This is a genomic window from Caballeronia fortuita (assembly GCF_001544835.2).
Classification (GTDB): Bacteria; Pseudomonadota; Gammaproteobacteria; order Burkholderiales; family Burkholderiaceae; genus Caballeronia; species Caballeronia fortuita.
The window spans coordinates 408807-434776 of record NZ_FCNX02000003.1; the positions used below are offsets into that span (position 1 = coordinate 408807).

General features: G+C 61.1%; 24 protein-coding genes and 3 pseudogenes. 19 read left to right on the forward strand and 8 right to left on the reverse strand.

Annotation, left to right across the window (positions count from 1 at the left end; all coding sequences use genetic code 11):
- Positions 1-133 precede the first annotated feature (133 nt).
- Both AWB77_RS08870 and AWB77_RS34290 read right to left on the reverse strand, forming a co-directional pair.
- Positions 134-883 carry a glucose 1-dehydrogenase gene (locus AWB77_RS08870; protein ID WP_061134105.1) on the reverse strand — a complete coding sequence of 250 codons (750 nt, stop codon included), beginning with the start codon at positions 881-883 and terminating at the stop codon, positions 134-136.
- A gap of 236 nt (positions 884-1119) precedes the next feature.
- Positions 1120-1302: pseudogene (locus AWB77_RS34290) on the reverse strand (IS3 family transposase); the annotation flags it as partial.
- A gap of 273 nt (positions 1303-1575) precedes the next feature.
- Here AWB77_RS34290 and AWB77_RS08875 point away from each other — a divergent pair.
- The 5 genes and pseudogenes from AWB77_RS08875 to AWB77_RS37415 form a co-directional block, all read left to right on the forward strand.
- Entirely contained in the window at positions 1576-2145 is a 570-nt protein-coding gene (locus AWB77_RS08875) for a hypothetical protein (protein ID WP_061134025.1), read from the forward strand.
- Positions 2146-2169: 24 nt separating this feature from the next.
- Positions 2170-2712, forward strand: a complete 543-nt coding sequence (locus AWB77_RS08880) for a hypothetical protein (RefSeq protein ID WP_061134026.1) — start codon at positions 2170-2172, stop codon at positions 2710-2712.
- Positions 2713-2740: 28 nt separating this feature from the next.
- On the forward strand, positions 2741-3277 hold the full coding sequence (locus AWB77_RS08885) for a hypothetical protein (protein WP_061134106.1): 537 nt from the start codon (positions 2741-2743) through the stop codon (positions 3275-3277).
- Between the two features lie 481 nt (positions 3278-3758).
- A pseudogene (locus AWB77_RS08890) lies at positions 3759-4067 on the forward strand (ATP citrate lyase citrate-binding domain-containing protein); the annotation flags it as partial.
- A gap of 2 nt (positions 4068-4069) precedes the next feature.
- Positions 4070-4150 (forward strand): annotated as a pseudogene (locus AWB77_RS37415) (substrate-binding domain-containing protein); the annotation flags it as partial.
- A 14-nt stretch (positions 4151-4164) separates the two neighbouring features.
- Here the strand turns inward: AWB77_RS37415 and dctA are convergent.
- From dctA to AWB77_RS08915, 5 genes are all read right to left on the reverse strand, one after another.
- The gene (gene dctA / locus AWB77_RS08895; protein WP_374728680.1) at positions 4165-5469 is read right to left on the reverse strand and encodes a C4-dicarboxylate transporter DctA; all 1305 of its coding nucleotides are present in this window, start codon (positions 5467-5469) and stop codon (positions 4165-4167) included.
- 2 nt (positions 5470-5471) lie between these two features.
- A complete protein-coding gene (locus tag AWB77_RS08900) occupies positions 5472-6425 on the reverse strand; it encodes a LysR family transcriptional regulator (protein ID WP_061134029.1) in 954 nt (317 codons plus the stop codon).
- A 221-nt stretch (positions 6426-6646) separates the two neighbouring features.
- The gene (locus tag AWB77_RS08905) at positions 6647-8218 is read right to left on the reverse strand and encodes a M48 family metalloprotease (protein WP_157694781.1); all 1572 of its coding nucleotides are present in this window, start codon (positions 8216-8218) and stop codon (positions 6647-6649) included.
- A gap of 128 nt (positions 8219-8346) precedes the next feature.
- Complete coding sequence (locus AWB77_RS08910) at positions 8347-8706, reverse strand: hypothetical protein (RefSeq protein WP_061134031.1); 360 nt, start codon at positions 8704-8706, stop codon at positions 8347-8349.
- The gene (locus tag AWB77_RS08915) at positions 8703-10334 is read right to left on the reverse strand and encodes a CHASE2 domain-containing protein (protein WP_061134032.1); all 1632 of its coding nucleotides are present in this window, start codon (positions 10332-10334) and stop codon (positions 8703-8705) included. Before AWB77_RS08915 ends, AWB77_RS08910 begins: the two co-directional genes overlap by 4 nt.
- Before the next feature lie 373 nt (positions 10335-10707).
- Here AWB77_RS08915 and AWB77_RS35690 point away from each other — a divergent pair, with 373 nt between their 5' ends.
- Together AWB77_RS35690 and AWB77_RS08920 are read left to right on the forward strand one after the other, a co-directional pair.
- On the forward strand, positions 10708-10848 hold the full coding sequence (locus AWB77_RS35690; RefSeq protein ID WP_157694782.1) for a hypothetical protein: 141 nt from the start codon (positions 10708-10710) through the stop codon (positions 10846-10848).
- A gap of 85 nt (positions 10849-10933) precedes the next feature.
- Positions 10934-11524 carry a tetratricopeptide repeat protein gene (locus AWB77_RS08920; RefSeq protein WP_061134033.1) on the forward strand — a complete coding sequence of 197 codons (591 nt, stop codon included), beginning with the start codon at positions 10934-10936 and terminating at the stop codon, positions 11522-11524.
- Positions 11525-11665: 141 nt separating this feature from the next.
- Here AWB77_RS08920 and AWB77_RS08925 read toward each other — a convergent pair whose 3' ends face one another.
- On the reverse strand, positions 11666-11848 hold the full coding sequence (locus AWB77_RS08925) for a hypothetical protein (protein WP_061134034.1): 183 nt from the start codon (positions 11846-11848) through the stop codon (positions 11666-11668).
- Positions 11849-12914: 1066 nt separating this feature from the next.
- Here AWB77_RS08925 and AWB77_RS08930 point away from each other — a divergent pair.
- The 12 genes from AWB77_RS08930 to AWB77_RS08985 all read left to right on the forward strand — a co-directional run bounded on the left by AWB77_RS08930 (position 12915) and on the right by AWB77_RS08985 (position 25963).
- Positions 12915-14204, forward strand: coding sequence for a quaternary amine ABC transporter ATP-binding protein (locus tag AWB77_RS08930; protein ID WP_061134035.1), 1290 nt, complete (start codon positions 12915-12917; stop codon positions 14202-14204).
- Positions 14201-15091, forward strand: coding sequence for an ABC transporter permease (locus AWB77_RS08935; RefSeq protein WP_061134036.1), 891 nt, complete (start codon positions 14201-14203; stop codon positions 15089-15091). The genes AWB77_RS08930 and AWB77_RS08935 overlap by 4 nt, the downstream gene beginning before the upstream one ends.
- A 68-nt stretch (positions 15092-15159) precedes the next feature.
- On the forward strand, positions 15160-16035 hold the full coding sequence (locus tag AWB77_RS08940) for a glycine betaine ABC transporter substrate-binding protein (RefSeq protein ID WP_061134037.1): 876 nt from the start codon (positions 15160-15162) through the stop codon (positions 16033-16035).
- A gap of 98 nt (positions 16036-16133) precedes the next feature.
- Positions 16134-17429, forward strand: coding sequence for a serine hydroxymethyltransferase (glyA, locus tag AWB77_RS08945; protein ID WP_061134038.1), 1296 nt, complete (start codon positions 16134-16136; stop codon positions 17427-17429).
- 58 nt (positions 17430-17487) lie between these two features.
- Entirely contained in the window at positions 17488-18375 is an 888-nt protein-coding gene (locus tag AWB77_RS08950; RefSeq protein WP_061134039.1) for a dihydrodipicolinate synthase family protein, read from the forward strand.
- Between the two features lie 12 nt (positions 18376-18387).
- Positions 18388-19719: an NAD(P)/FAD-dependent oxidoreductase gene (locus AWB77_RS08955; protein WP_061134040.1), complete on the forward strand. Its 1332-nt coding sequence runs from the start codon at positions 18388-18390 to the stop codon at positions 19717-19719.
- A 16-nt stretch (positions 19720-19735) separates the two neighbouring features.
- A complete protein-coding gene (locus tag AWB77_RS08960) occupies positions 19736-21232 on the forward strand; it encodes an aldehyde dehydrogenase (RefSeq protein ID WP_061134041.1) in 1497 nt (498 codons plus the stop codon).
- Positions 21233-21274: 42 nt separating this feature from the next.
- Positions 21275-22042, forward strand: a complete 768-nt coding sequence (locus tag AWB77_RS08965; RefSeq protein ID WP_061134042.1) for a pyrroline-5-carboxylate reductase — start codon at positions 21275-21277, stop codon at positions 22040-22042.
- Between the two features lie 162 nt (positions 22043-22204).
- Positions 22205-23209, forward strand: a complete 1005-nt coding sequence (locus AWB77_RS08970) for a LysR substrate-binding domain-containing protein (protein ID WP_061134043.1) — start codon at positions 22205-22207, stop codon at positions 23207-23209.
- A gap of 33 nt (positions 23210-23242) precedes the next feature.
- Entirely contained in the window at positions 23243-23617 is a 375-nt protein-coding gene (locus tag AWB77_RS08975) for a cupin domain-containing protein (RefSeq protein ID WP_061134044.1), read from the forward strand.
- Positions 23618-23628: 11 nt separating this feature from the next.
- The gene (locus tag AWB77_RS08980) at positions 23629-24558 is read left to right on the forward strand and encodes a LysR substrate-binding domain-containing protein (RefSeq protein ID WP_061134045.1); all 930 of its coding nucleotides are present in this window, start codon (positions 23629-23631) and stop codon (positions 24556-24558) included.
- A 148-nt stretch (positions 24559-24706) separates the two neighbouring features.
- Positions 24707-25963, forward strand: a complete 1257-nt coding sequence (locus AWB77_RS08985) for an aromatic ring-hydroxylating oxygenase subunit alpha (protein WP_061134046.1) — start codon at positions 24707-24709, stop codon at positions 25961-25963.
- Positions 25964-25970 lie beyond the last annotated feature (7 nt).

Here is a 25970-nt window from a genome sequence, read left to right on the forward strand (position 1 = left end):
GGTCTTTGTGTCGGCTGCCCGCGTCATTCGACGGGCGGCACCGCACCTTCCAGCAAAGTCTTGATGAGCCGCGCGCGGCGCTTTTCAACGGCCTAGCCGACTAAAGCCGATGCCGCCCACCTCCCGCGTTCTCCTAGACTTGTGCCATACCGCCATCGACGGTTAGCTCAATACCCGAGATATAGCTGCTATCGTCGGATGCAAGGAACAACGCCGGCTTGGCGATTTCTTCCGAGAGACCGATGCGGCCTAGCGGCACCTGCGAAGCAATGCCCGCCTTGAAGCCTTCGATCTGTTCGTCGGTCAGCCCGGTCTTGCCGAAGATCGGTGTATCTATAGGTCCCGGGCTGATCGCATTGACACGAATTTTGCGTGCCTTGAGATCGGCCGTCAACGTCCGCGCCAACGAACGCACCGCAGCTTTAGTGGCGGAATAAACGCTGAACGCTTCCATACCTGTGGACGATGCAATCGATGCGTTCAAAATGATCGATCCACCGTCTGGCACTAGCGGAAGTAGCTTCTGCACCGTGAAGTAAGTACCCTTCACGTTGACGTTGAAGGTTTCATCGAATTGCGCTTCCGTGACCTGATCGACCGGTGTGAGTGACCCCAAGCCTGCGTTCGCGAAGATGACATCCACTCGGCCGTATTTCGCTTTCACGTGGTCGTGAAGGCTGTCCAGATCCGACAGCTTGGAGACATCGCCCAGCACGCCTTCCGCGTCGGCACCGATGCTTTCCACTGCTTCGTCGAGCTCCTTCTGGCGGCGCCCCGTGATGATGACCTTCGCTCCTTCCTTAGCAAAGAGTTGGGCCGTTGCCAGGCCCATGCCGCTGTTTCCGCCCGTGATTACGGCTATCTTTCCGCGTAGTTTCGTCATGTCAGTCCTTAACTGTATGTTTGACCGCAGCACGCCTGTTCTTAAGCGCTGTTCAGTCGAAGGGTTACCGGCTCCCGTAACCATTGACATCGGTTGCGTCGGGTTGGACTGACTATAGGCGCGGAGCATCGCGGGAAATAGTAGGTTGCGACGAACACACTCATCGGCGCAAACGAATAATCACGATGCCATTGATCCGAACCGCCCCGCGAGTCGTGAAGGCTGGTAGATTCAATTCAATGCGGTTCAGCGGCAGCCATTTCGAGTTGCCGATAGTAACTTGCCTCAGCTTCATCGGGCGGAATATAGCCTATGGGTTCCATTAACCGATTATGATTGAACGAGGCTACCCACTCCAGCGTTGCCAACTCGACGGATTCGCGCGCTTTGCAGGCGCGACGATGAAGCAGTTCAGCCTTCTGTCGTTGCTTGGGCGCCGTACGTAAAGCGCCTGTTCAGGTGCATTTAGCGGATCGCGCGAACAGAGCGTCGCGCCGGAGCACGAAGCTGCGCGGCATGACGTCGATAGCCTGACGGCGCAAGCCGCAAGACCTTGCAGATCGGCTCGACCCCGAAGGTGTCGCAATGAACGACTTTCGGTCTTGATATACGGACGTCGCGAGCCTATCCTCATTGAGCAGACAGGTTCGATCCGGGGGCCTTGACGGCGCGGTCGGTCGAAGGAGGCGCACATGCGTTGCTGGTTACTGCTCATGCTCGCCTTGGTCATGAGCCCAACGTCGCTTCTTGCTCATGCAGACGACGCACAAGATTGGCGCCGGCACCAGGATCATCGTGCCCTGGAAGTGTTCGATGCGCAAGGCAAGCTCGTTGGCCGGCTCGCTTCCTATCATGGCTATGACGGCGTATATCTCTCCATCAACGGCGCGACCGTCTTCGCTGCAGTGACCTGGCTGCGTATCGATCCGAACCACATTGACTCCTCCAAGTTTCAATGGTGGACGTTCGGGCCGTTCAACTACTCGACTACCGACTGCAGCGATTCGCCAATCATTTCGCCGGGCAGCGGCCCACGGCCATCCATCGCGACGAGAACGGGCACCGAGGTCACACTGCTGATCGCAGGCGATACCGTTTCGGCTCCGGCTAAGATCGTCGCCGTTTCCGACGGGACACACTGCACGCCGCCGCCTGTTATCGGTCATGTGCCGCCGTCGACCGCGCCCGTGCCCGCGTTTCGGTCCGAAACGACGTATCCGCTGTCGGCGCACTATCCCGAGCCGCTGACCATCCACTACTGATCCATTCAATCGACGGAGACGTTCATGTGCCGAGTCCTCCTTGCGCTGCTCGTCATCGGAGCGAGCGTGACGTTTGCGGGGGAGCGCGATTCACACGACGAAGCGCGTCTGCCGATGGTGTATGACGCACAGGGAAGGGCGGTCGGGCCGCTCGAGTATTTCAGCGGCGTGAACGGTGTGTATATCGCGATCGATGGTGAACCGGTCTTTATGATGGTCGATCACAAACTCGTCGGTCCGTTGCAATACTCTGCGTCCGAATACACGTGGGTCGCTGATTCATCCGTGGGCTATGCATCGACCGATTGCAGCGGCGGCGTACTCGTGCCGTACTCGGGGAGTCCGACTCCGGCGATTGCGGTCAGAACGGGCGTCGACGTGACGGTTTATACCGCAGTGAACGGTTATTCCGGAAACGTGCACGTGTATTCGCTGCGCCAGACCGACAGCACCGGCGCGACGTCGTGCAGCGCGACGTCATTCGACGAGGGCGCACTGTACTGGGCAGTGAGAAGCAGCTATCCGTTGTCGGAGCGGCATCCCGAACCGCTGCACATCGTCTATTGACGTCATGCTCGTGCCGACGGAGGTAAATATGAAGCGCTGTCTGTTCGCCATACTGCTGGTGTGCTTCGCCGGCGCGTCCGGCGCTGAGGATCATGAGCGTCATGCGGAGCGTCGCGCCGTGAAGGTGTTCGATGCTAACGGTCGCGTTATCGGCGATCTCACGAGTTTCAGTGCGCAAAACGGCGTGGCGTTCACGGTCGATCACGCGACCACGGTCGTGCCGCTCACGCGAGTCCAGGATACGAGCTATCACTTCTCAGCGACCGATTTCCAATGGCTTGCCGTATCGGCGGGGGTATTCGGATCGACGGATTGCAGCGGCGATCCGATCATCGAATCCGCATGGGGACCACGCATCTCGATTCCGTTTCGGCGCGGCAGCGAGGTGACCGTGTACTTTGCACCCGCTGGGCCCGAGCAGTCCTTGGTGGCGCGCTCGGGACTGGATCCCGACGGTTCCACCTGCCGTCAATTCGACAGCCCGATCATGGAAAGTGGATACGCGCCCGCCGCGAAACTCGTTATTACGCGAGACCATCCGGAGCCGCTTCGAATCGGGTTCTGAAGCACAACGCTCGTCTTAGAACGCAACGTCACGAGGTTCAATGCCGAACGCTTCCCTTTCGGAGCTAAAGGCAGACCGTTATTTTTAGGCTCCGTTGTGTCGAAGGATGCCTGATGAGTACGAGGCACGCAGTCATGCCGCGCACATGCGGAGCGTGAGCGACCGACTCGCAGATTCGAAGACGGGTTTTCCGCACTGGTAACGTTTGAACATCAATGCTTCAGAAAATTGCACTTCTTGTTTCGACATTCTTGCGCAAGTATCTGGTCTGAAGACGTTCGTCAAAGAGAACGCGTCGGAGACAGGCACGAAGCGCAGAGCAGCGTTTCGCTGCATCCCCAGTGCACGTCCGTTCAGGGCTGCTATCAAGAGTCATCGACGCCTATCTCGCGTAACCCGCCTCGCTACTTCAATTCTGCCGCCGCTTTCAAGCGCGTCTACGGCCGCGGTGCATCTCGCAACTGCCGCAGCGAGTCGATGGGGCGCGAACTCGCTCGTCACGGAAATGCTCGGCGATGCGGCGATCATCTCGTCGGATGTCGGCGGCGATCCTCCCTACGAAAAGATGAAGGAAGTGGCGCGCATCTGTTTCCGGCACTGGCTGAAGCAGTCGAACGTGCTGTTCATCATCGGTGGCAAGTCCAATAACACCGACATTATCGAAACCCTGCGCGCGATGGCCGATGCGCTGCGCGAGCACTTCCGCGAGCACGGACCCACGCCGCTCTATGTCATCCTCGGACGCGGCGGCCCGAACCTCGTGCGCGGTATGTCCGCGCTGCGCGACACGTGGCGCTCCTCGAGTATCTTGCGTCACCGGGCGTGCAGGCAGAAGTGAAATCGACGGGACTCGATAGCGTCGCCACGCACTGACGCAACGTTCGTCGTCAACTTCTCGATGCATTGCTCGCGTGGTCCGCTGCATCGTCGATATCACTCGGCGCTGACGCGCGCAGCATGTGCGCGAGACGCGCGCGATCGCACGCGCCTTCCCACATCGACACGAAGATCACCGCGCAGGCGTTGCTGATGACGCTCGTGAGGGCGCGCGCCTCGGACATGAAGCGGTCGATGCCCACGAGCAGCGCCACGCCCGCGACGGGCAGATCGGGGATCACGGTCAGCGTCGCGACGAGCGCCACGAGGCCGCTGCCCGATACGCCCGCCGCGCCCTTCGACGTGAGCAGCATGACCGCGAGCATCATCGCGATCTGCGACGCGGACAGTTGAACGTCGCATGCCTGCGCGATGAACATCGACGCGAGCGTCAGATATATTGCGGTGCCGTCGAGATTGAACGAATAGCCCGCAGGCAGCACGAGACCGACGACACCCTTGTCGCAGCCGAGCGCTTCCAGCTTCGTGATGAGGCGCGGCAACACCGGTTCCGTCGATGAGGTCGCCAGGACGATCAGCAACTCCTCGCGCAGATAGCGCAAGAGCCGCCACAGCGCGAAGCCGTGCCAGCGCGCGAGCGGCGCGAGGACGAGCGCAACGAACAGCAGGCATGCGACATAGAACGACACCATCAGCATGCCGAGCGAGCCGACCGAGTGAATCCCGAAACGGCCGACGGTGAAAGCCATCGCGCCGAATGCGCCGAGCGGCGCGAGCCGCATGATCATCGCGAGAATGCGGAACAGCGTCTGCGCGATGCCGTCGATGAACACGAGCACGGGCCTGCCCGCAGCGGGATACAGATTCAGCGCGAAGCCGAAGAGCAGCGAGAGCAGCAGAACCGGCAGCACTTCGCCCTTTTCGAAGGCGCCGAGCATCGTTTCGGGGATGACGTTCAGCGCGAACGCGACGAGGCCATCCGGATGCGCCTGCTTCACGTACTGCGCGAGGATCGTCGTATCGAGACTTCGGGCGTCGATATGCATCCCCGCGCCGGGCCGCATCAGAAAGGCGGTGACCAGCCCCAGCGCGAGCGCCACGGCAGTCAGGAAGTAGAAGAGACCCAATGCCCGAAAGATCGCGCGCCCGATCGCCTTTCCGCTTGCAACCGACGTGATGCCGGAGACGATCGTGCAGAATACGATCGGCGTGATCATCATCCTCACGAGGCCGACGAAGCCGTCGCTGACTGGCTTGAGGAGCGCGCCCGCCTGCGGCCAGAAGTGCCCGAGCGCGATGCCGAGCAACATGCCCAGCACGACCTGCACGTAGAGCAGACGGAGCGTTCTCGCCATCTTCACGACGCGGTCTTCCTGCTCGGCCGTACATTATCGGCCGATGCGGTGCTGCCCTTCACGTCGCGTTTCATGTCGAGAATCGTTCGATGAAACTCCTGCGCGGCGGGCGTCAGCGTGCGTCCGCGGCGTCTCACGATGCCTATTCGCCGCTTCACGACAGGATCGACCAGCAGCACGCTCGTGAGGACATGATGGTTGCGTCCCGGCATTGCCATCGACGGCACCGCGGCCACGCCGAGGCCCGCTTCGACGAGACCGAGCATGGTCGTGACGTGACGCGTTTCGCAGACGCTCGGCGCGCGCGGCGACACGGCCGAAAGCGCCTGATCGAGCAATAGACGGTTGCCCGATGTCTTGTCCACCGAAACGTATTCGTGTTCGTAGAGCTCGTCCCACGTCACGCGCTTCTTGCGCGCGAGCGGATGGTCACGGCGGCAAGCCGCGACGAACTGCTCCTGCAGCACCACCTTGAAGTCGACCTCGGACTCCTGGCTTCCCATGAAGCTGACGCCGAAGTCGGCCTCGCCGCTGATGACGGCGGACAGCACTTCGTTCGCGCTCGCATCGAGCAATTTCACCCTGATGCGCGGAAAACGGCGATGGAAGCTCGCCACCGCGCTCGGCAAGAAGTAGTAGGCCACTGAGGGCACACACGCGATGGTCACATGCCCCAGGCGGCTCGATGAAATATCGCGGATGCCGAGCAGGGCGGCATCGAGATCGTCCAGTAGCTGCTCGGCGCTCGGTGCGAATGCGCGTCCGACTGTCGTGAGCGTCACGCTGCGCGTGGTGCGCTCGAAGAGACGTACGCCGAGCGCTTCCTCGAGCTTGTCGATCCGGCGGCTCAACGCCGGCTGCGAGATGTTCACGACCTCGGCTGCCTTGCGAAAGCTTCCGCATTCCACCACGGCCCTGAATGCCTGCAAGTCGTTGAGGTCGAAGTTGACGCCCACGAGCCATTCTCCGCGTTCCTAGATGGCGATATTGTGCATGACGCGTGGGTTCGATGTGATCTTTACGTGGAGAGGGCTGCGGCCTTGGACCGGACGGCTTCAATTGTCCTTGACCGGTTCCCGGCGGGCGCTTCTGCGCAGGACATCGGCAGGCGCCGAACTGTCTCCGCAATAGTTTGGGGGCGGACGTACCGGCACATGCGTGCCGCCCGAACCCGGCATCACTTGCTCGTGCTCGTACCGATCCACTTGTCGAGTATCTCGTGGATGTGGCCCATGCCGCTGCTCTTGTCGGCGGTCTTGCTTTCGGCGGGCGTCTGCGCCGCCGTTTGACAGGGCACACGGTAGTCGGGGTGCGCGACCGCGCAGTTCGTCGCCATGTCTTTTGCGGTCTTGGTGTCGCCGTTTTGCCGATAGAACGAGATCATGGACACCCACGGGAGCGGGGCGCGGCTGAAGGCGTCGAACTGCTGCTGCATCAGCGTTTGTGCGCCAGGCTTGTCGTGCGCCGCCACCATGCGCGTTGCGAGATTTACCTGCACTTGCCATGAGCGTTCGCGCGCGCTCTGGTTGCGCCGCAGAATCGCGATGGTCGCATCCGGACGCCCGGGCGCGGACAGGTTAGACAAGTTGGCGAGCATGTAGAGCGGCAAGCCGTCGTTGGCGGTCGGACCCGATGCGATGGTCTGCACGATCGATGCCGCTTCCGCATAGCGGCGCTGCGCCTGCAGATCCTGCGCCTTGGGCACGAGCGCGTAATGCGCGAGAATCGTCGGCGTCGAGCCCTGCTTTCGAGCGTTCGTCCACGGCTGCACACGGGCGTCGGGCATATCGGTGCCGAGCAGCGGTTCTACCGCCTTGCGCAAATCGGCTTCGCGTTCGGCGGCGTCGCCGTGCGTTTCCTGCAGCGCTTCGACGGCCGTGCCCACCTGATCCTCGATCAGATGCTGCGTATCGAACGCGGCGCCGCCCATCGTTCCTTTCACGTCGATTTCCTTGTTCGTGCCGGCAGAGAGCGCATCGGCCAGCGCGTTGATCGTGCCTGCCTGCGAACCCATCGAAGGCAGCGCGCCGCCGAACGACGGCAGCTTGATCGACTGAGCGCTGGCGTCCTTCACGCTTTTATCGCGGTCGGCTGCGGTCTGCATCGCCCGGAGTTGCTTTTGCCGTTCCTTCGCCTGCTTGTCGTAGGCTCCGATGCGTTCGAGGAATGTCTTGAAGCCCTCGGGATACGAATAGCCGTTTTTCAAACTGATGGTCGCGCCGAAGAGATCGGCCTGTTCCTCCTGTGTCCGCTCCCATGCGGGAAAAAGCGCTCGCGTGCCGAGCGCCTGCACGACGAAGATATTGTCCACGCCCGACCATTGCGTGGCGCTTGCGCGCTTGTTGGCATACGTCCAGGCGAGTGTCGTCAGCGCAGCGCCCGCTTCACCCGCGGTCTTGACATTGTTCGCGGCATAGTGATTCAGATAGACGTGACCGAATTCATGCGCGAGCACCGCGAAGATTTCATCTTCGCTTTCGACGACCGAAATCCAGTACTGCGAGATGTAGATGTTGCCTGCCGCCGATGACGACGCCGCGAGCGCCGTGTCCGCGGTTATGTGCACGGTGCCTGGGTAATCCGGCACGCCCGCCGTGCGTTTGATCTTGGCGAGCAGGCCGTTCAGATAGCGCTCCATCTCGGGCATGGCGATGAGACCCCAGCCGTCCGCGCGATTGTTGTTGAGGTCTTCCGTCACCGATGGCCAGTCGCGCTGCACCGGCGGCGGTATCTGTCCAGCGGTCTGCATCGTTGCGTCCTTCTTCGCGCCAGGCATCAGATCCGCGATGCTGGTTGGCAGTCTTGTATCAGAGCAGGCCGATGCCATCAGGCCGCACGCCACGGCGGAGACAATTTTCAACGCGCGCGTGACCATGATCAGTTGCACCTTGCCGAGCCTGCATTTCGTGAGCCCGCCACATGTGCAATGGCGGGCGGGGTGCTGCACACGACGGCCGCGGCTGGAGCGGTGCGCACGTCCATCGAATTGACCCAGGCGGAGCCGGTCGCGGTCTTGATTTCGTAGAAGCCTTTCGATTTCTGCATGACCTTCCACGGGAAGTCCTTCGCCGGTATCTTCGCGCCCGCATCCGCTATCGACGGCCCTTTGTACAGCTGCACTTCCGACTGACTCGCCGCGACGATGTCCGTGCCTTCCGCATGCGCGGGTGCGGCGGCGGTGGCGGCGAGCGCGAGCAGCGCAACAGCGACACGACGCGAGATCGGATTGATGTTCATGCCTTCTCCTTCTCTCCGAGATACCAGTCGATGAGCTTCTTGTTCCATTCGAACCACTCGGCCACGAGCGCGAACAGCGTGACGTGCACGATCGTCAGATAGGGGACGTTCAATACCCAGTGCCCGAGGTATAACAGCACGCAGATCATCACGACTGACAGCAGCACTTCCAGCGCCTTCAGCCGCGTCAGAAAGAAGCCTTCGGCCACCCTTGCGAAGAAGCGCCCGATCTTGCGCCTGGGCCGCTGTTTCACCACTTCGGCGTGCAACTGCAAGGTCACGCGCTGTTCGCTGGCGGAATCGTCGGAATCCGGCGCGCGCGTGGTCGCGACGATCGTTTCGTCGATCTCGACGCGCTCGAATTGCTGCGCGTCCCGGTAGCGTTCCTTCATCGGCTCGATCACGCGCTCTTTGAACAGAGCGAGCAGCAGCACGCACAAACCGCCGATGACGAGCAGCAGCAGCGCGCGCGCGTGCGGTCCGTCGGCCTCGAGTTCGTGAAGTTCGATGGCCTTCGTATAGTCGGGGCCGCGCGTGATCAGATTGTCGAGCGCCATTGCGTGCAAGTACACGCCAGGCACGCGATCCTGGATCGGCGACACGACCACATCGTTCGAATAGCCATATGCGCTGCCGATCATCACGACCTTGTCCTTGAGCAGCCACTGCAGGCGATCGCTTTGCGACTGGCTCGGATAGCTCATTTCACGCGCATAGAGCGTGTGATGAAAAACGCAGACCGGCTTGCCATGTTTCGCAACGAGCGCGTGCCACACGGCGCCGACGACGAGCGGCGCTGTTTGCTGGCTCTCGTTGCAATACAGATCGTAGTTTTCCCTGAACACGTCGGAGGCGGGATCGGGATAGTGACCGTTCTCGCCATCGTTGTCCTTGTGCGCGGCTTCGCGCCGTCCGTTGCCGTTGAGGACCGTCCATTCGATGCCGTCGCGCACGGGATATAGACCCCATGTGATCGCGAGTTCCTCCTTCGGGTCTTCGACGCGGTGATGCGGCGCGTCCTCGTAGATAGCGAGCGCCGCGCTGCGCGCATGTTTCGAATTGCGCGCGATCATCGGATAGGTCCATACGACGTGGTCGAGTTCATCGGGATCGTATTCGACGGCGACCTTGGTGGCGAGTCCTTCCAGTCCCTCGCGAACGAAAAGCTGTCGCTTGTCGTCGAGCCCGGCGGCGAGAAAGACGGGAATGTGTTCGCCCTGCATTTTCTTGAGGACGTGTTGTAGCCCAGTCACGCTCGCGTCCTTGCGCACGGACGAAAAGATCAGGTCGACGAAGATGGCGCTAGGCCGGTATTGCCCGACGTCGCTCACGATCTTGGCGTAGAAGTCGTATGAAGGCGGCCAGCTCTCCTGACTTTCGTCGATGGCTTTGTCGTCGACGAGCACGACCGTGATGTCGTCGTTGCGCACATCGGGCTTGTAGAACGCGCCCACGAACGGAGCGACGACCCGCGCCGCCTTTCGGGTGGCGAACTCCTCGCCGAAGATGTTCGGAATGACGATCGCGACGAGTGCTCCGATCACGCACGCGCTGATGGCGCGAAGCAGCGTCTCCCGAAAGGGCGGATGCGTCTTGTCGGACTTCGTTGCAGGTCCACTCTCAGCCACGGGCAGCCTCCGGAGACCATCCCGCGAAGGAGGGCATAACGAGTTTAGTAAAGGAATCCTGACTAGAAAGAAGTATTTGTGGCGATTGCTTCTTTCGGCGGGGATGCGCAGGTAGAAGCTACTTTCAGCAGATGAATCGGTAGCCTTGCGTAGGGCGATGCACGCACGTTCGGATTGCTTCGCTATCCGGATGAACGGACAATCTTCGTCATTCTTACAAAGCGTTTTCATCTTTGGCTGACAACGTCGGCGTCGCAGCCAATCACAATCGCCGCGCTTCGAAGACGGGAGTTTGGGCTATCAGCTCGTCCAGTGTCTTCGAGTGGGCAGGATGCCGATGGTCTGCCGCGACCCTTTGCGTCGACCGCCGTCTATGCTGTCGGCGGCGATCGATCCGATCCGGAGCGTCGGCGTCGCGGCAATGGAGAAGCACGTGCGCGCGCGCGGTGGTTTGCTGCGCAAAGATCTCGATTCGCGCGGGCGTGGGCGGCGCGATCATATTTACGTGCTGTAACTGCCGGTCGGAGCCTGTCGCATGCTTTTCATCGAGGCGGTCAGCCTGACCCGCGCTCATTTTTGCCGGTTTGGGCGCCGGCCGGATGCGGCTCGTGCAGGGTTATTTTGAACTTGCTGTCGAGGCGCTCGAGCCTGCCTTGGCCCGGTGCAGGAGCGCCGAGTTCCCGATCTACGTTTCCCGGATAGCTTCCTTTCTCGCGGCGGCGTTGGCTTCGATTGGCCGCATCGATGATGCATTGCCCCTTATCAACGAGGCCATTCAACACTCGGCGGTGACGAACTTGAGGTTCAGTAACTCGCTCGTGCTCTCTAATTGCGGCCGGGTATGTCACCTAGCCGGTCAGCACAGTGAAGCTCTCGCTCATGCCCGTGACGCCATCGATGTTGCGCGAGCCTGTGGCGAACGAGGTAATGAAGGCTGGGCCGAGTGTCTGCTGCGCGAATTGGTCTCAAACGGTGCCGATAGCTTGGCCGGAATCCAGGACGCTCGCGGTTACTACGGCGCGGCCTTGACCATCGCCGAGGGGTTAGGGATGCTGCCGCTGCAGGCTCAGTGCCTGTATGGGCTTTCACGGCTGCATAACACGACGGGCAAAGGTTCATTTGCGGAGCAGCTTGCCGCACAGGCCACCGCCCTTTGCCCGGAAACGGGCATGAAGCTATTGCTGGGCTGACATACGCTGGACTGGAACTGGCCACACGCGGTCATCTGTCGTCCGAGATTGTCGCCATTCGAGCGGCACCAATACGTCTGATACGGCCCTTCGCCGCGAACAACGAAGAACCGTTTTTCGCACCGCGAGGGGGCTGTCAGCTTAATAGCATCTCGCACCGTGCCCGATATCTCGCAACTGCGACGCGATCGACTGGATCATGGTGTTCACGTTCGTTGGGTTCAGCTCTGTGCACCCGCCGATGATGCCGCCGGCCACCTTAGCCATCGCCTTGCTGTCCATCTCTTCGCTCTTGGGCAGATCCTTGATTACAAGTGTCGTCATTGCAGTTCTCCGGAGGATGTTTCCGGAAAGCGAAATCGAATTGAAGGAGCTTTCCGTGGACCTTCAAATGCAGGACCTGTGCCACATAAGAGCCAGAAGTCCTTCGCTGGTGCTGGCCTCGTTCTACAAGACTGCGGAAAGGAATATGGCGAGTGTATGCGTGCGGGTTGTCGGGCTACAGCGAGCGGATCGCGGCGGTCTGTCGGTTGCCGGGCGACACGCGGCGCTTCGACTCAACGTTCCTGTTCTCGGGCGGTGGGCTTTTTCTTCGTTCTTCTTCGCAGACTTCCGGGGACCGTTTGCCACAGGCTCTATCCGGCCACGAGCAGTCGTCCGCCGATAGGAAAATCACGGTCACTGGAACGTCCGCTACTGCTCTAGAACAGACGGACTTGCCGCCTTGCTAGCTCTGTTGCTTAGTGCCTTTAACGCATTGGGAAGCGGTGCTTTGTTATGCCGGCGGGATCGTCAGAGTATCGATTGGCTACGTCCCCTCCCGCGAACGAACCCGCGTCCTCTTTCACCGACCGTCACACTCGCGCCATCCATCGCCGGGCTACGAGCAAAGCATCCCATCAGCGTGAAGCGGCTAAGGACAATCCCTTAGCCGGCCGCTTAAGGACATTCCCTAGGTCCGTCGTTCGCGCGTCGAAACGTCGGCTGCCCGAATCGATGAAAGGAAGCGGTTCCCGCGTGCACCAAAGCCCCGCTGCGTAACACTAGGCGCCGTTCGGCGCTAACGTGGTGCGTCTCTGTGCACTGATTCCCTCGAAAGCAGCATTACCAAAAGTAGGGCATATGGCCAAGGAAATGTTAGTGGCCGTCCGGATTTGACTTGATACGCTTTGACCCGTGCATGGACGAACCGATGACAAGCACTTGCGAATCAGATGTCTTGATTCGAGGGCGATAAAAAACGCTGTGCGATTCGCATGCGCCGCATTAGACGATTACCGCCATTTGGTGGCAACGCACACAGCCGGACAGCGCCGCCACGCGACGCGCTCGATGCGCGCCGCGCCGGACAGTGGCTACCGGACTCGTAGACTATCAGTCGGAACAAAAGATGACACCCAACTTGACCCTTGCGCCGGAGCACATGGCGCACGTTAGTGTTCCGCAGGACACGGCCGCCGCTGCCAGTGAAGACGCTGGCGTCGCTGTCGGCGCGGAGATTCTGCAAGTCAGGAATCTTTCGAAGATCTTCGGACCGAAGCCCGAACGTGCGCTCGAGATGATGCGGCAGGGCCGCGGACGCAATGAGATTTTTGAAGTCACCGCCAACATGGTCGCGGTCGACGACGTGAGCCTCAGCGTTCGAGCCGGAGAGATCTTCGTCATCATGGGACTGTCGGGATCGGGCAAGTCGACGCTGGTGCGCCTGCTGAACCGCCTGATCGAGCCGACGTCCGGCAGCGTCATTCTCGAAGGCCGTGACATCGCACCGATGTCCACGGTGGAACTGCGCGAAGTGCGGCGCCAGAAGATGTCGATGGTGTTTCAGTCGTTCGCGCTGCTGCCCAATCGCACTGTGCTCGACAACATCGCTTACGGGCTCGAAGTATCGGGCCTCAAGAAGGCCGAACGTTATGAGACCGCGCGAGCGGCGCTCCAGCGCGTGGGCCTCGGCTCATATGAGAAGTTGCTGCCGAGCGAACTCTCCGGCGGCATGCAGCAGCGCGTGGGTCTTGCGCGCGCGCTTGCCGTCAATCCATCGGTGCTTCTGATGGACGAGGCGTTCTCGGCGCTCGATCCGCTGATCCGCTTCGAGATGCAGAACGAGCTGCTGCGCTTGCAGAAGGAAGAGCAGCGCACGATCGTGTTCATTTCGCACGATATCGAAGAGGCCATCAAGATCGGCGGCCGCATCGGCATCATGAAGGACGGCCGCCTCATTCAGGTCGGCACGCCCGCCGAGCTCATCCAGACACCCGTCGACGATTACGTGCGCGACTTCTTCCGCAACGTGGACGTCTCCCGCTTCCTGACCGCTTCCAGTTTGATGGAGAGGCCGGAGAAGGGCGTGTTCGCGTGCGACGTGGGCGCATCGGCGGAGCGTTACCTCAACGACATGATCGATTCGAACGTCGATTGCGGATACGTCTGCGACGAAGCGGGCCGCTTCGTCGGCTGCGTGACGCTCGACCGCTTGCACAAGGCGGGCAACCGCACCGTGCGCGATGCGTTGCATCCCGACCTGCACGCAGTGCAATCCGAAGCCGACCTGCATGAACTAGCAACAGTCGCGCTGGGCCGCGAGTATGACGTCCCCGTCGTCGACGGTGACGGCAAGCTCGCCGGCGTCGTTTCTTGCAGGACCATCCTCAGGCAAGTGTTGGAGCGGAGAGCAGCATGAACTCGTCATCATCGATTTTCGGGAAGTTCGCGGAAGACCTCGTCAACTTTCTGTTTCAGCACTTTCGCGGCGGCTTCGATGCCTTTTCTTCGGTCCTCGGCGCGTTCGTGAAGCTGTTCGAAGATGGACTGGCCGCGGTGCCGTTCATCGCCATGCTCGTAATTCTTATGGCGCTCGCGCTGTGGCGCCGTGGTGTGGTGTTCGCGGCCTTCGTCGGCGTGGCGCTGTACGTCATCAACTATATGGGACTGTGGGCGCAGACGGTATCCACACTGGCGCTCGTCATCGCGGCCACGTTCTTTAGCCTCGTCATTGGCGTGCCCATGGGGATATGGGGCGCGCGCAACCGGCGCGTCGAAGTGGTCCTGCGTTCGCTGCTCGACTTCATGCAGACGATGCCGGCCTTCGTGTATCTGATTCCGGCGGTCATTCTCTTCGGTCTTGGACGGGTGCCCGCTGTGATTGCCACAATCGTCTTTGCGATGCCGCCCGTGGTGCGCCTGACGACGCTCGGCATCAAGCAGGTGCGCGAAGAACTGCTCGAAGCGGGCCGCGCGTTCGGCAGTACCGATGCGCAGTTGCTGTGGAAAATTCAGCTTCCGAACGCGTTGCCGTCGATCATGGCCGGTGTGAACCAGACCATCATGATGGCGCTGTCGATGGTCGTCGTCGCATCGATGATCGGCGCGGGCGGTCTCGGTGAGTACGTGCTGAGCGGCATTCAGCGCCTCGATATCGGCATCGGCTTCGAGGGCGGCCTGGGTGTGGTGCTGTTGGCCATCGTGCTGGACCGCCTGACCGAGAGCTTCGGCGTCAAGTCGAAGAAGAAGCCGCGCAAGTCGGCGAAGTCCTTGAAGCAAGGCGCGACCGGCGCTGCGCAGACCTAAGCAGCACGGCAGGACCATACGAATACCCACGCGATCATACGACTGTACGAACTATAAAGGAGTGCAAAATGGCGGGCAGCTTTATCAACGGATTATTGGCCAAGACCGCATTGGTGGTGACGTTCGGCATGACGGCGGTATCGGCGGGAGCGGCGGAGCCCATCAAGATCGCCGTGACGAATTGGGCCGACGTTCTCGCGGTGGCGAACGTCGCCAAGTACGTGCTCGAGACGAAACTGCAACAGCCCGTCAAGTTCGTGCAGGCCGATATCGGCATTCAGTATCAGGGCGTCGCGCGCGGCGATCTCGACATCATGGTCGGCGGATGGCTGCCGGTGACACACGCCGCGTACTACACGCGTTACAAGAACGACATGGCGGACACCGGGATCATCTATACCGGCGGCAAGAACGGCTGGGCAGTGCCGGATTACATCCCCGAAAGCGAACTCGGGTCGATCCCCGATCTGAACAAGCCCGAGGTCAAGAGCAAGCTCAACGGCACCATTCAGGGCATCGAGCCGGGCGGTGGTCTGATGCAGGCATCGGAGAAGGCCATCAAGGAATACAACCTGTCCGGCTACACGCTGCAGTCATCGAGTGAAGCAGGGATGCTCGCCTCCATCTCGCGCGCTTATCAGTCGAAGAACTGGGTCGTGACGACGGTCTGGAGCCCGCATTGGCTGTGGCAGAAATGGAAGATGCGCTATCTGAAGGACCCGAAGGGCGCGCTCGGTGGCGAAGAGCAAGTGCACGGATTTGCATCCAAGCAGTTCGCGACGAAATTCCCCCGCGCCGATGTCTTCTTCCATCACTTCAAGCTGACGCTCGCGGATGTGGAAGCCATCGAGTACGAGGGCAACACCACGAACGATTGGCCGGGCGCCGCGAAGAAGTTCGTCGATGCGCATCCCGAGAAGGTCAAGGCGTGGCTCGAGCAGTGAGAGTCGCGGGCGCTTTCTCGCCGTGTCGCGTGACGGAAGAAAGCGCTGTCAAAACGTTCAGCCTTGTGTCTCATCAGAAAGTTGTCGGAGTCGCATAAATGAACCAAACAGCACATTTTTTCGGGGAGACGCTACAGGACCGGGACCCGGTCATCGCGTCGGAAATCACGCTGGAACTGCGCCGCCAGCAGACCCAGATCGAACTGATCGCGTCGGAGAACATCGTCTCGGCCGCGGTCATGCAGGCGCAGGGCACCGCCCTGACCAACAAGTACGCCGAAGGCTATCCGTCGCGGCGCTATTACGGCGGGTGCGATCACGTCGACCGGATCGAATCGCTGGCCATCGATCGCGTCAAGGCGCTCTTCGACGCCGAATTCGCGAACGTGCAGCCCCATTCGGGCGCCCAGGCCAACGGCGCAGTGATGCTCGCGCTGCTCAAACCCGGCGACACGGTGATGGGCATGGCGCTCGACGCGGGCGGCCACCTCACGCACGGCGCGCCTCCCGCGTTGTCGGGCAAGTGGTTCAACGCGGTGCAATACGGCGTGAGCGCCGACACCTACCGCATCGATTTCGAGCAGGTGCGGCGCCTGGCCGAAGAGCATCGTCCGAAGATGATTATCGCTGGCTATTCGGCTTATCCGAGGGCGCTGGATTTCGCGAAGTTCCGCGAGATCGCGGATAGCGTAGGCGCGTTGCTGATGGTCGACATGGCGCACATCGCGGGCATCGTCGCGGCGGGGCGTCACGAGAATCCGGTCCACTTCGCGGACGTGGTCACGTCGACGACGCACAAGACGCTTAGAGGCCCGCGTGGCGGTTTCGTGCTGACGAACAACGGCGACATCGCCAGGAAGATTAACTCGGCGGTGTTTCCCGGCTTGCAAGGCGGCCCGTTGATGCACGTCATCGCGGGCAAGGCGGTGGGTTTCGGCGAAGCGTTGCGGCCGGAGTTCAGGGCGTACATCGATCAGGTGTTGAAGAACGCGGCCGCACTCGGCGATGTGCTGAGCGCGGGCGGCGTGCGCCTCGTCACGGGCGGGACCGATAACCATCTGTTGCTCGTCGATCTTCGCACGAAGGGTCTGACCGGCACGCAAGCGGAGAAGGCGCTCGAACGCGCCGGCATCACCTGCAACAGGAACGGCATTCCGTTCGATACGGAGAACCCCACGGTGACATCCGGCATCCGTCTCGGCACGCCGGCGGGCACGACGCGCGGCTTCCGCAAGAAGGAATTCCGACTGGTCGGCGAGATGATCCTGGAGGTGCTGAACGCGCTCACGAGCGATCCGCAGGGCAGCGATGCTGTCGAGCGTTCGGTGCGCAGCCGTGTTCGCGATCTGTGCAGCCAGTTTCCGATCTACTCGCCCGCCGACGCGCTCGTCTGAAACTCAATCGCTCATTGCCTGCAATTCAAACCTCATAACCGAATCGAGAGAGAACACAATGGTCAGCTTCGAAGGAGTTCACGCACCGCTCGTCACGCCGTTCACCGCGGACGGCGAAATCGATCACGCGCTGCTTGCAAAGCATGCCAAAGGATTAGTGGGCCGTCTGAGCGGCCTTGGTGTCGGCGGCACGACCGGCGAATACTATGCGCTGACGCTGGATGAGCGCATCAAGACTTATCGCACAGTAGTCGATGCAGTAGGCGGCAAGACGGTCCTCTCGGCCGGCATCAATGCGACGACGACGAAGGACGTCATTCACCTTGGTCTTGCCGCGAAGCAAGCGGGTATGTCGGCGCTGCTGATGGCCACGCCATACTACGCGCAGCCGACGCAAGAAGAGCTTCTCGCTCACTTCCTGAAGGTCGACGACGCCGTCGATCTTCCCGTTATGCTCTACAACTTCCCCGCGCGAACGGGCACCGAAATCAGCGATGTGGTGCTGGAAAAACTGCTGGAACGCCCGAACTTTCAGGCGATGAAAGAGAGCACCGGCGATATCGGGCATCTGCATCATCTGGCGACTCACTTCAAGGATCGGCTCGTGTTGAGCTGCGGCATGGACGATCAGGCGCTCGAGTTCTTTGCATGGGGCGCAAGGAGCTGGGTCGGCGCGGCGGCGAATTTTATCCCCGAGTCGCACGTCGCATTGCTGGAAGCATGCACGCAGGGCGACTTTGTCAAGGGCCGGCAATTGATGAGCGAACTGCTGCCGGTGCTCGAATTACTGGAGCGCAGCGGCAAATTCATTCAATACGTGCGATACGGCTGCGAGCTGGCGGGCGTGCCCGTCGGCAACGCGCGCGCGCCGCTCGGCACGCTGACGGACGAAGAGCGGAAGGCGTTCGCTTCCGTTGTTCAACCCTTGCTGCGTAACGCACAGTAGATCGCCAATCGTATGAGTTCCAAACTGGACTTCGGGCGCTTACCGACTCCCGATGGTGTGAATGGTTGGTGGGAGAGCCTTCCTCCGGCCGCCGATGCGGTGAAAGTCGCGTCGAACTTTCGTTTCGATTGGGTTGTCATCGGTGGAGGCATTACGGGGCTGTGCGCGGCCCGGCGTCTGGCGGAGCTCAGTCCTGATGCGTCGATTGCACTGGTGGAGGCCGACCGGATCGGACGCGGAACGGCCGGACGCAACTCCGGTTTCTTCGTCGATCTTCCGCACGATATCAGCAGCGAAAGCTATTCGCGCAGCGTGGACGCCGACAAAGCCGATATCCGCTTGCAACGTCATGGGATCGACTATGTCCGGTCCGTGGTCATCGAACACAAGATCGATTGCGACTGGCGCGACGACGGCAAGTATCACGCGGCCGTCAACCGGCGAGGCAAGGCCGCGCTCGAGCACTTTGCAAAGGGGCTGGAAACCATCGGTGAAGCGTTCGAACGGCTCGATGAAGCGGCGATTCACGAGGTGACGGGCAGCGACTTCTATCAAGGCGCAATCCGCACGCCGGGATGCAGCACGGTGCAGCCCGCCGCGCTGATGCGCGGACTCGCCGCCTCACTGCCCGAGAACGTGAAGGTGTTCGAGTTGAGCGCCGTGAGGGGCATCGAATCCGGCGCGGGCGTGAAAACGCTGACCTTCGCTGAAGGGCGAATCGTCGCGAAGCAGGTGATCCTCTGTACCAACTCATACGCCGCAAGATTTGGAAAGGACGCCAACGGGCTGCTTCCCGTGTACACATTCGCGTCGATGACGCGGGTGATGAATCCCGATGAAGTCGCCCGTCTCGGCGGTCTGTCGTCGTGGGCGCTGATTCCTGCGGACCCGGTCGGGTCGACGGTGCGCAGGCTCATCACCGATCGAATCTGTGTGCGCAACCACTTCGCTTTCCGGCCGGGTGTCACTATTTCGGAACTTGATATAAGCAAGGCGAAGGCGATGCACCAGCGATCTTTCGACCGCCGCTTTCCGATGCTGAAGGATGTCGATTTCGAATACACGTGGGGCGGCGCGTTGTGTCTGTCGGCGAATAGCGGATCGCTTTTCGGCAAGCGTGAAGACGGCGTCTTCCAGTCGATCGGCTGCAACGGACTCGGACTCAGCCGTGGCTCCGCGTCCGGAAAGCTGATCGCCGAATACGCGCTCGGGCAATCAAACGAACTCGTGCAACAGCTATTGAAGCATCCGAGGCCGCGTCCGCTTCCGGGCCGGCCGATTTCAGACATCGCTGTCTCGACAGCCATCTGGTTCAAGGAACTCTCGGCAGGCGCCGAACTTTGATTTCGCGAGGTCAAACATGAGCACGTATGAAGATTGGAAACAGATGGCCGCGAACGCATCGCTCGATGGCCGCGCATTCATCAGCGGTCGCCGATGCGCGGCTGCATCCGAGGCGACGTTCGATACGCTGAATCCCGCCACGGGCAAAGTGCTGGCGAAGATCGCCCGATGCGAAGAGGCCGATGTGGACCGCGCGGTGATCGCGGCACGCGATGCATTCGAAAGCGGCGTATGGTCGAAGGCCGCCCCGGCGCATCGAAAAGCCGTGTTGCTGCGGCTCGCGCAACTCATCGATGAAAATGCGGAAGAGCTTGCGCTGCTCGAAGCGCTCGAAGCGGGCAAGCCCGTCAGCGAATGCATGGGGCTGGACATTCCCGAATCCGCCGCGTGCATCCGCTGGCATGCCGAAGTGACCGACAAGCGTTACGACGCTCTCTCGCCCTCGGGTGCGGGCGTGGTGAGCATGATCACGCGCGAGCCTATTGGCGTCGTGGCGGGCGTGCTGCCGTGGAATTTTCCCGCGCTGATGCTCGCCTGGAAGATCGGCCCGGCGCTGTCGGTTGGCAACAGCGTGATCATCAAGCCAGCGGAGCAGACGTCGCTGTCCACGCTGCGAATCGCGGATCTCGCCGCTGAAGCCGGACTGCCCGCAGGCGTGTTCAACGTGGTCACGGGCTTCGGCGAAGGCGCGGGTCAGGCGCTGGGTCTTCATCCCGATGTCGATCTCGTCGCGTTCACGGGTTCCACCGAGACGGGCAAGCGCTTCCTGCGCTATTCGGCTGATTCGAATCTGAAGCGCGTCGTGCTCGAATGCGGCGGCAAGAATCCGCAAGTCGTCTTGCCCGATGTCGCGAATCTCGATCCCGTCGCGGAGAATGCAGTCGCCGCCGCGTTCTGGAACATGGGCGAGAACTGCAGCGCGGGCTCGCGAATGATCGTCGCATCGAGCAAGAAGGCCGAGTTGCTGGACAAGGTGCTCGCGGTGCTCGACGGCTGGAAGACCGGCGATCCTCTCAATCCCGATGTGAAGCTCGGCGCGCTCATCGAATCCGCCCATTACGACAAGGTGCTTTCGCATATCGACAAGGCCAGGAAGGAAGGCGCGAATCTCGTGTGCGGAGGTAAGGCCGTGCGGACGGAATCGGGTGGCTGGTTCGTCGAGCCGACCATCTTCGACAACGTCACGCCCGAGATGAGCATCGCACGCGAGGAAGTGTTCGGGCCGGTGCTCTGCATCATCGAATACGACGATGTTGAAGACGCCGTCCGTATCGCCAACGATACGTGCTATGGCCTCTCGGCGTCGCTATGGACCGACAACCTCAACCACGCGCACAAGATCGCGTCGCGAATTCGTGCGGGCACGGTCACGGTCAATTGCTTCGGCGAGGGCGACCTGTCGACGCCGTTCGGCGGCTTCAAGCAATCAGGATTCGGCGGGCGCGACAAGTCGGTCTACGCACATGATCAATACTGCGAACTCAAGACGACGTGGATCAAGCTCGAAGACTGATCGCCGGTCTGGACGCAGCAGCCAAAAGGACGAAGAAAAGCTATGCGAATTGGATTCATTGGATCAGGCAGCATCACGCGCGCGGTGGTCACGGGCCTTTGTCATGGCGACGCGAAGCACGACATATGGCTCTCGCCGCGTAATGCCGAAGTGGCCGCGCAACTGGCGCAACTCGACGATCGCGTGCGCGTGGGTGAATCGAATCAACAGGTGGTGGATGCCAGCAATGTCGTGTGCATTGCGGTCGTGCCCGATGTTGCTGAAGAGGTGCTGAAGGCGCTCAGGTTTCGTGCGGATCAAATCGTCATCAGTTTCGTTGCGGGCATGACAATCGAGCGTTTGAAGCGTTGCATCGGCGAGCGCGTATCCATCGTGCGTGCCATTCCCTTGCCAGCGACGGCGCATGGAAGCGGCAGCACGGTGATCTATCCTCGCAACGCACAAGCGACCGAGATATTCGACGCAATCGGCGCAACGGTTCAGGTCACCGAGGAGTCGCAATTCGATCTGTTTTCCGTGGCGACCGCCACGATGTCGACTTACTACAGCTTCGTCGAGGCACAGGCGAAGTGGCTGGCCCAAAGAGGCGTTCCCTACGATGGCGCGCGAACCTTTCTCGCGGGCTATTACTCGGGACTGGCAAAGCTGGCTCAAATCAGTGACGACTCTTTCACCGAACTGGCAAGGCAGTGCACGACCGAGGGCGGCATCAACGAACTCATGCATGACAAGCTCCAATCCGAAGGATTTTTCGATCAGGTCGAAAGCGCGATGGACGCCGTCGAGAAGCGACTCAAGAACGGGCTGTGAAACGGGGGCGGCAGCGTTTTTTCAATGGCGCGCGCGTCGAAGCGCGGGCCAGGGAGTCGATTACCCATTAATAAAAGCGCGCGGTAATATATTCGAGGCGCCGAATGGATCGGCACCTTTCCAGAGCCACTGCGCTCGCTGCGCGACAAGAGGTTCCAGACCATGCAGAAGAAGCAGATCTTCACCGACCGGTTGCTCGCGCAAATGCCTTCGCTGCGCGCCCTCAAATGCTTCGTGACCGCGGCGCGCTATGAGAACTTCACGCAAGCGGCCGAAGTGTTGTGCGTCACTCAGGCCGCCATCAGCAAACAAATAAAAGAACTCGAAGACTCTCTCGAAGTGGCGCTGTTCGATCGCTCCGGCAAGCATATCGCACTCACGAAGGCGGGGCGTCTGCTCTACAACGCATCGTATCTGTCGATCATGAACATTGCGGAGACGGTGGAGACGGTGCGGCGAGCGGGCCGCGCCGCGCTGACGATCTGCGTGTCGCACACTTTCTCGGCGCTCTGGCTCGCGCCGAGACTGCAGGCGTTCAGGAAACAGTTCCCCGATGTGAAGCTGCATGTGATCGTCACCGATCACTTTATGGAGTTCGACAGGCTGATCGACCCGGATATCATCATCACGAAGAACCCGCCGCGCGAGGCCGAATACGAAGTTGAACGCTTGTTTCATGATGTGGTGTATCCCGTCTGCAGCAAGCAGTTTCTCGATGAAACGTATCGCGGCAAGAAGTTATCCGCGCTGGACTTGCTCGTTCATCCCACACTGAATTTATCGCCACTGGGCCGCACGCAAGTATGCGAACACGTCGACTGGCGCGTGTGGCGCAACTGGTTTCAGCAGAGCGAATCGGGCGAGCGGCTCATCGAGACGGATCATCTGGAGAGCAATGATTACCGGCTGCTCGTATCGCAAGCCGAGGCAGGCGAGGGCACGCTGCTCGGATGGCATCATCTCGTGCATCGGCAAGTGCAGCAGGGTCTGCTCGTGCGTCCGGTCGAAGAAAGCCTCGTGTTTCGCGATCGCTACCACTATCTCATTACGCATAAAAACGCAGTGGAGCGGCCCGAATACAAGCTGTTCAGGACGTGGCTCGTCAGCGAGGTCAAGGACATGATGGCGAGCTGGCGCGAAGACGCAGAAGAACGTGTGCTCTCGTGAAATTCCACCCTCCTTGCAACAGACACGACGCATATGACGCACAAAGACATCGCGATCCATGAAGCTAACGCCGGCCGCCGGCTTCACACCATCGAGGAACATGCGTGGGCGCCTATGCTGATCGAAGGAACGCGGCATCCAGGCTTCTGGATCATCCCGATCGTCGACGATGAAAGCGGCGCATGGACCAGCTACTGGATGCGGCTCGACGCGGGCGCCAAGTCGCTGTTTCACACGCATGCATCGACCGAGTTGCTGTTCGTCATGGACGGCATCTACACCGATCAGGACGGCACGGACTTCTCGCCGCGGCAGGCCGTCACGTACCCGGCGGGCACGTCGCACTGGTCGCATTCACGCGAGGGCTGCACGGTGCTCGTCGTCACGAACGCCGAATCGACGCTGTAGATGCGAGCGCAATGAAAGCCGCTTCGCCGGCCGTCAAAGGGTACCGGCGCCTCATTCCCTCCGTGACGGCGCTCGTCGAGTTTGAGGCAGTCGCGCGGCTCGCGAGCTTCACGCGGGCGGCGCACGAGCTCGGCGTGACGCAGGCCGCCGTCAGCCGACAGGTCAAGTATCTCGAAGACCGCCTCGGCGTGCGACTGTTCCATCGGCTGCACCGCTCGATTGCGCTGACGGACGAAGGTGAGGCGCTTTATCTCGTCGTTGCCGAATCGATGCAGAAAATCGCTGGCGTGTTCGATCGGCTGGCAAGCGGGCCTGCGCAGCCGGAGCTCGTGCTCGCGGCGACCTCCGCATTTTCGCAGCTTCGTCTCTTGCCGCGACTTCCGGCATTGAGAGCGGCGAAACCGGATCTACAGCTTCGCCTGTCCACGCAGATGTTCACCGCCGATCTGCGGCACAAGGAGATCGACGCCGCCGTGCGCTTCGGCAACGGCTCGTGGCCCGACGGGTCTTCGACGTTGCTGTTCGACGAGGAAGTGTTTCCAGTCTGCTCGCCCGGCTGGCTCGAAGCGCACGCAGCACCCGCGACGCTCGACGCGCTCGCCACCGCGCCGCTCATCGAATCCGATTCCACATCCGAGGGCTGGATGACCTGGGACGAGTGGTTCCGTACGGTTGGAACTCGCCCGGTGCGCCTGAACTTCGCGCTGCGCTGCACGCTGTACACCGATGCCATTCAGGCGAGCCGTTACGGGCAGGGCATCGCGCTCGGCTGGGGGCGGCTCCTGCACGACCTCATCGGCGCGGGTGAACTCGTGCGGCTGCCGCTGGCATCGTTCAAAACGAGCGATTCCTATTACCTTGTCGTGCCGCACGGGCGCACGATCACGCCTGCCATCGAAGTGCTGATCGACGGGCTGCGGCAGGACATGCTCGGCGCCTGAAGTCCTCGCAGCAGCCGCTACGCTCGCATAACCCAAAGTCATTCCAGCGCGAACATAAAGCGCGTTGACGCTCGTTTTCGGCAATCCAATACTTGCTTCAAGGCGGGAACACAGGAAGTTCCAAGCCATTGACCTCTGGAGAACGATGATGGCCGACGTGCAGTTGCGAACCCACGGTGAACTCATTCGAGGTCGGGAGCCCGGACACGGCATGCCGGGCGAACTGTTCGGACGTCAGGATGTTTTCGACACGGATGTGAGCGTGTTCTTCCATAAGCACTGGATTCTCGTCGGCGTGACGGCAGACGTGCCGGAGCCAGGTGATGTGTCGACCGTCGATATCGGCCGCGCCTCGATCATCATCGTGCGCGACGACGACGACACCATCCGCACCTGGCGCAATGTCTGCCGGCATCGCGGCGCGCGCCTGAAAGAAGTGGGCAAGTCCACCGTCGGCTTGCTCGTGTGTCCATACCATCAATGGACCTACGACCTGAACGGCAGCCTTCGCCACGCCGCGCACATGGGCCGCGATTTTGATCCGACGTGCCGCAGCCTGATTCCCGTGCAAACGCGCATCGTCGGCACGCATATCTTCGTGTGTCTCGATGAGCACGCGCCCGAGGATATCGCAAGGCTCGACGCGACGATGACGCCGCGCTTCGCATCCTACGACCTCAGGAACACGAAGATCGCCTTCGAACAGGAGATCGTCGAAGAGGGTAACTGGAAGCTCGTGATTGAAAACAATCGCGAGTGCTATCACTGTCAGGCCACGCACCCGGAACTGACGGCATCGTTTCTGCCGGAAGATTTTGGGTTTTGTCCGGAGAATCTCAGCGATGAATCGCTGAGCGCCCTGAAAGACTACTCAGTCCGCAACGCCAGTTGTCAAACGAGCTGGGAGCAGGATGGCTTCGTTAGTCAAGCCGTCGAGTGGCTGGACGAGGACGCCGTGACGCAGTTTCGCACGCAGCGGCTCGTGATCGCCGGGGCAGGCGAATCGCAGACGATGGACACGAAGGTCGCCTGCACGAAGCTCTTCGGTACGCTCGAACGGCGCGACCTCGGCGACGTGCATTTGTGGACGCACAACTCGTGGACGCACGTCATGAGCGATCACGCAGTCGTCACCTACATCATTCCGCTCGGACCGGACAAAACGCTGGTGCGCTCGAAATGGCTTGTTCATGCAGATGCCGTCGAAGACGTGGATTACGACGTCGGGACGCTGACCGAAGTTTGGGTCGCGACAAACATGCAAGACAAGCATCTCGTGGAAATCACGCACGAGGGCACGCAGGACCCGGCGTACCGGCCAGGCACGTTTTCGCGTTTCACGGAAGCGTATGTCGATCAGTTCTCGCGCTGGTACGCGGCGCGCCTCAACGCTCACGGCGTTTGAAAGGGGG

Excerpts from the sequence above, each read along its gene's own strand:
- AWB77_RS08955 (WP_061134040.1), top strand. The coding sequence starts at position 18,388 with ATGAGTTCCAAACTGGACTTCGGGCGCTTACCGACTCCCGATGGTGTG.
- AWB77_RS08985 (WP_061134046.1), top strand. The coding sequence starts at position 24,707 with ATGGCCGACGTGCAGTTGCGAACCCACGGTGAACTCATTCGAGGTCGG.
- AWB77_RS08910 (WP_061134031.1), bottom strand. The coding sequence starts at position 8,706 with ATGAACATCAATCCGATCTCGCGTCGTGTCGCTGTTGCGCTGCTCGCG.
- AWB77_RS08950 (WP_061134039.1), top strand. The coding sequence starts at position 17,488 with ATGGTCAGCTTCGAAGGAGTTCACGCACCGCTCGTCACGCCGTTCACC.
- AWB77_RS35690 (WP_157694782.1), top strand. The coding sequence starts at position 10,708 with ATGCTGTCGGCGGCGATCGATCCGATCCGGAGCGTCGGCGTCGCGGCA.
- AWB77_RS08970 (WP_061134043.1), top strand. The coding sequence starts at position 22,205 with ATGCAGAAGAAGCAGATCTTCACCGACCGGTTGCTCGCGCAAATGCCT.
- AWB77_RS08965 (WP_061134042.1), top strand. The coding sequence starts at position 21,275 with ATGCGAATTGGATTCATTGGATCAGGCAGCATCACGCGCGCGGTGGTC.
- AWB77_RS08880 (WP_061134026.1), top strand. The coding sequence starts at position 2,170 with ATGTGCCGAGTCCTCCTTGCGCTGCTCGTCATCGGAGCGAGCGTGACG.
- AWB77_RS08980 (WP_061134045.1), top strand. The coding sequence starts at position 23,629 with ATGAAAGCCGCTTCGCCGGCCGTCAAAGGGTACCGGCGCCTCATTCCC.
- AWB77_RS08930 (WP_061134035.1), top strand. The coding sequence starts at position 12,915 with ATGACACCCAACTTGACCCTTGCGCCGGAGCACATGGCGCACGTTAGT.
- AWB77_RS08905 (WP_157694781.1), bottom strand. The coding sequence starts at position 8,218 with ATGCAGACCGCTGGACAGATACCGCCGCCGGTGCAGCGCGACTGGCCA.
- AWB77_RS08870 (WP_061134105.1), bottom strand. The coding sequence starts at position 883 with ATGACGAAACTACGCGGAAAGATAGCCGTAATCACGGGCGGAAACAGC.
- AWB77_RS08935 (WP_061134036.1), top strand. The coding sequence starts at position 14,201 with ATGAACTCGTCATCATCGATTTTCGGGAAGTTCGCGGAAGACCTCGTC.
- dctA (WP_374728680.1), bottom strand. The coding sequence starts at position 5,469 with ATGGCGAGAACGCTCCGTCTGCTCTACGTGCAGGTCGTGCTGGGCATG.
- AWB77_RS08875 (WP_061134025.1), top strand. The coding sequence starts at position 1,576 with ATGCGTTGCTGGTTACTGCTCATGCTCGCCTTGGTCATGAGCCCAACG.
- glyA (WP_061134038.1), top strand. The coding sequence starts at position 16,134 with ATGAACCAAACAGCACATTTTTTCGGGGAGACGCTACAGGACCGGGAC.
- AWB77_RS08885 (WP_061134106.1), top strand. The coding sequence starts at position 2,741 with ATGAAGCGCTGTCTGTTCGCCATACTGCTGGTGTGCTTCGCCGGCGCG.
- AWB77_RS08975 (WP_061134044.1), top strand. The coding sequence starts at position 23,243 with ATGACGCACAAAGACATCGCGATCCATGAAGCTAACGCCGGCCGCCGG.
- AWB77_RS08960 (WP_061134041.1), top strand. The coding sequence starts at position 19,736 with ATGAGCACGTATGAAGATTGGAAACAGATGGCCGCGAACGCATCGCTC.
- AWB77_RS08925 (WP_061134034.1), bottom strand. The coding sequence starts at position 11,848 with ATGACGACACTTGTAATCAAGGATCTGCCCAAGAGCGAAGAGATGGAC.
- AWB77_RS08940 (WP_061134037.1), top strand. The coding sequence starts at position 15,160 with ATGGCGGGCAGCTTTATCAACGGATTATTGGCCAAGACCGCATTGGTG.
- AWB77_RS08920 (WP_061134033.1), top strand. The coding sequence starts at position 10,934 with ATGCGGCTCGTGCAGGGTTATTTTGAACTTGCTGTCGAGGCGCTCGAG.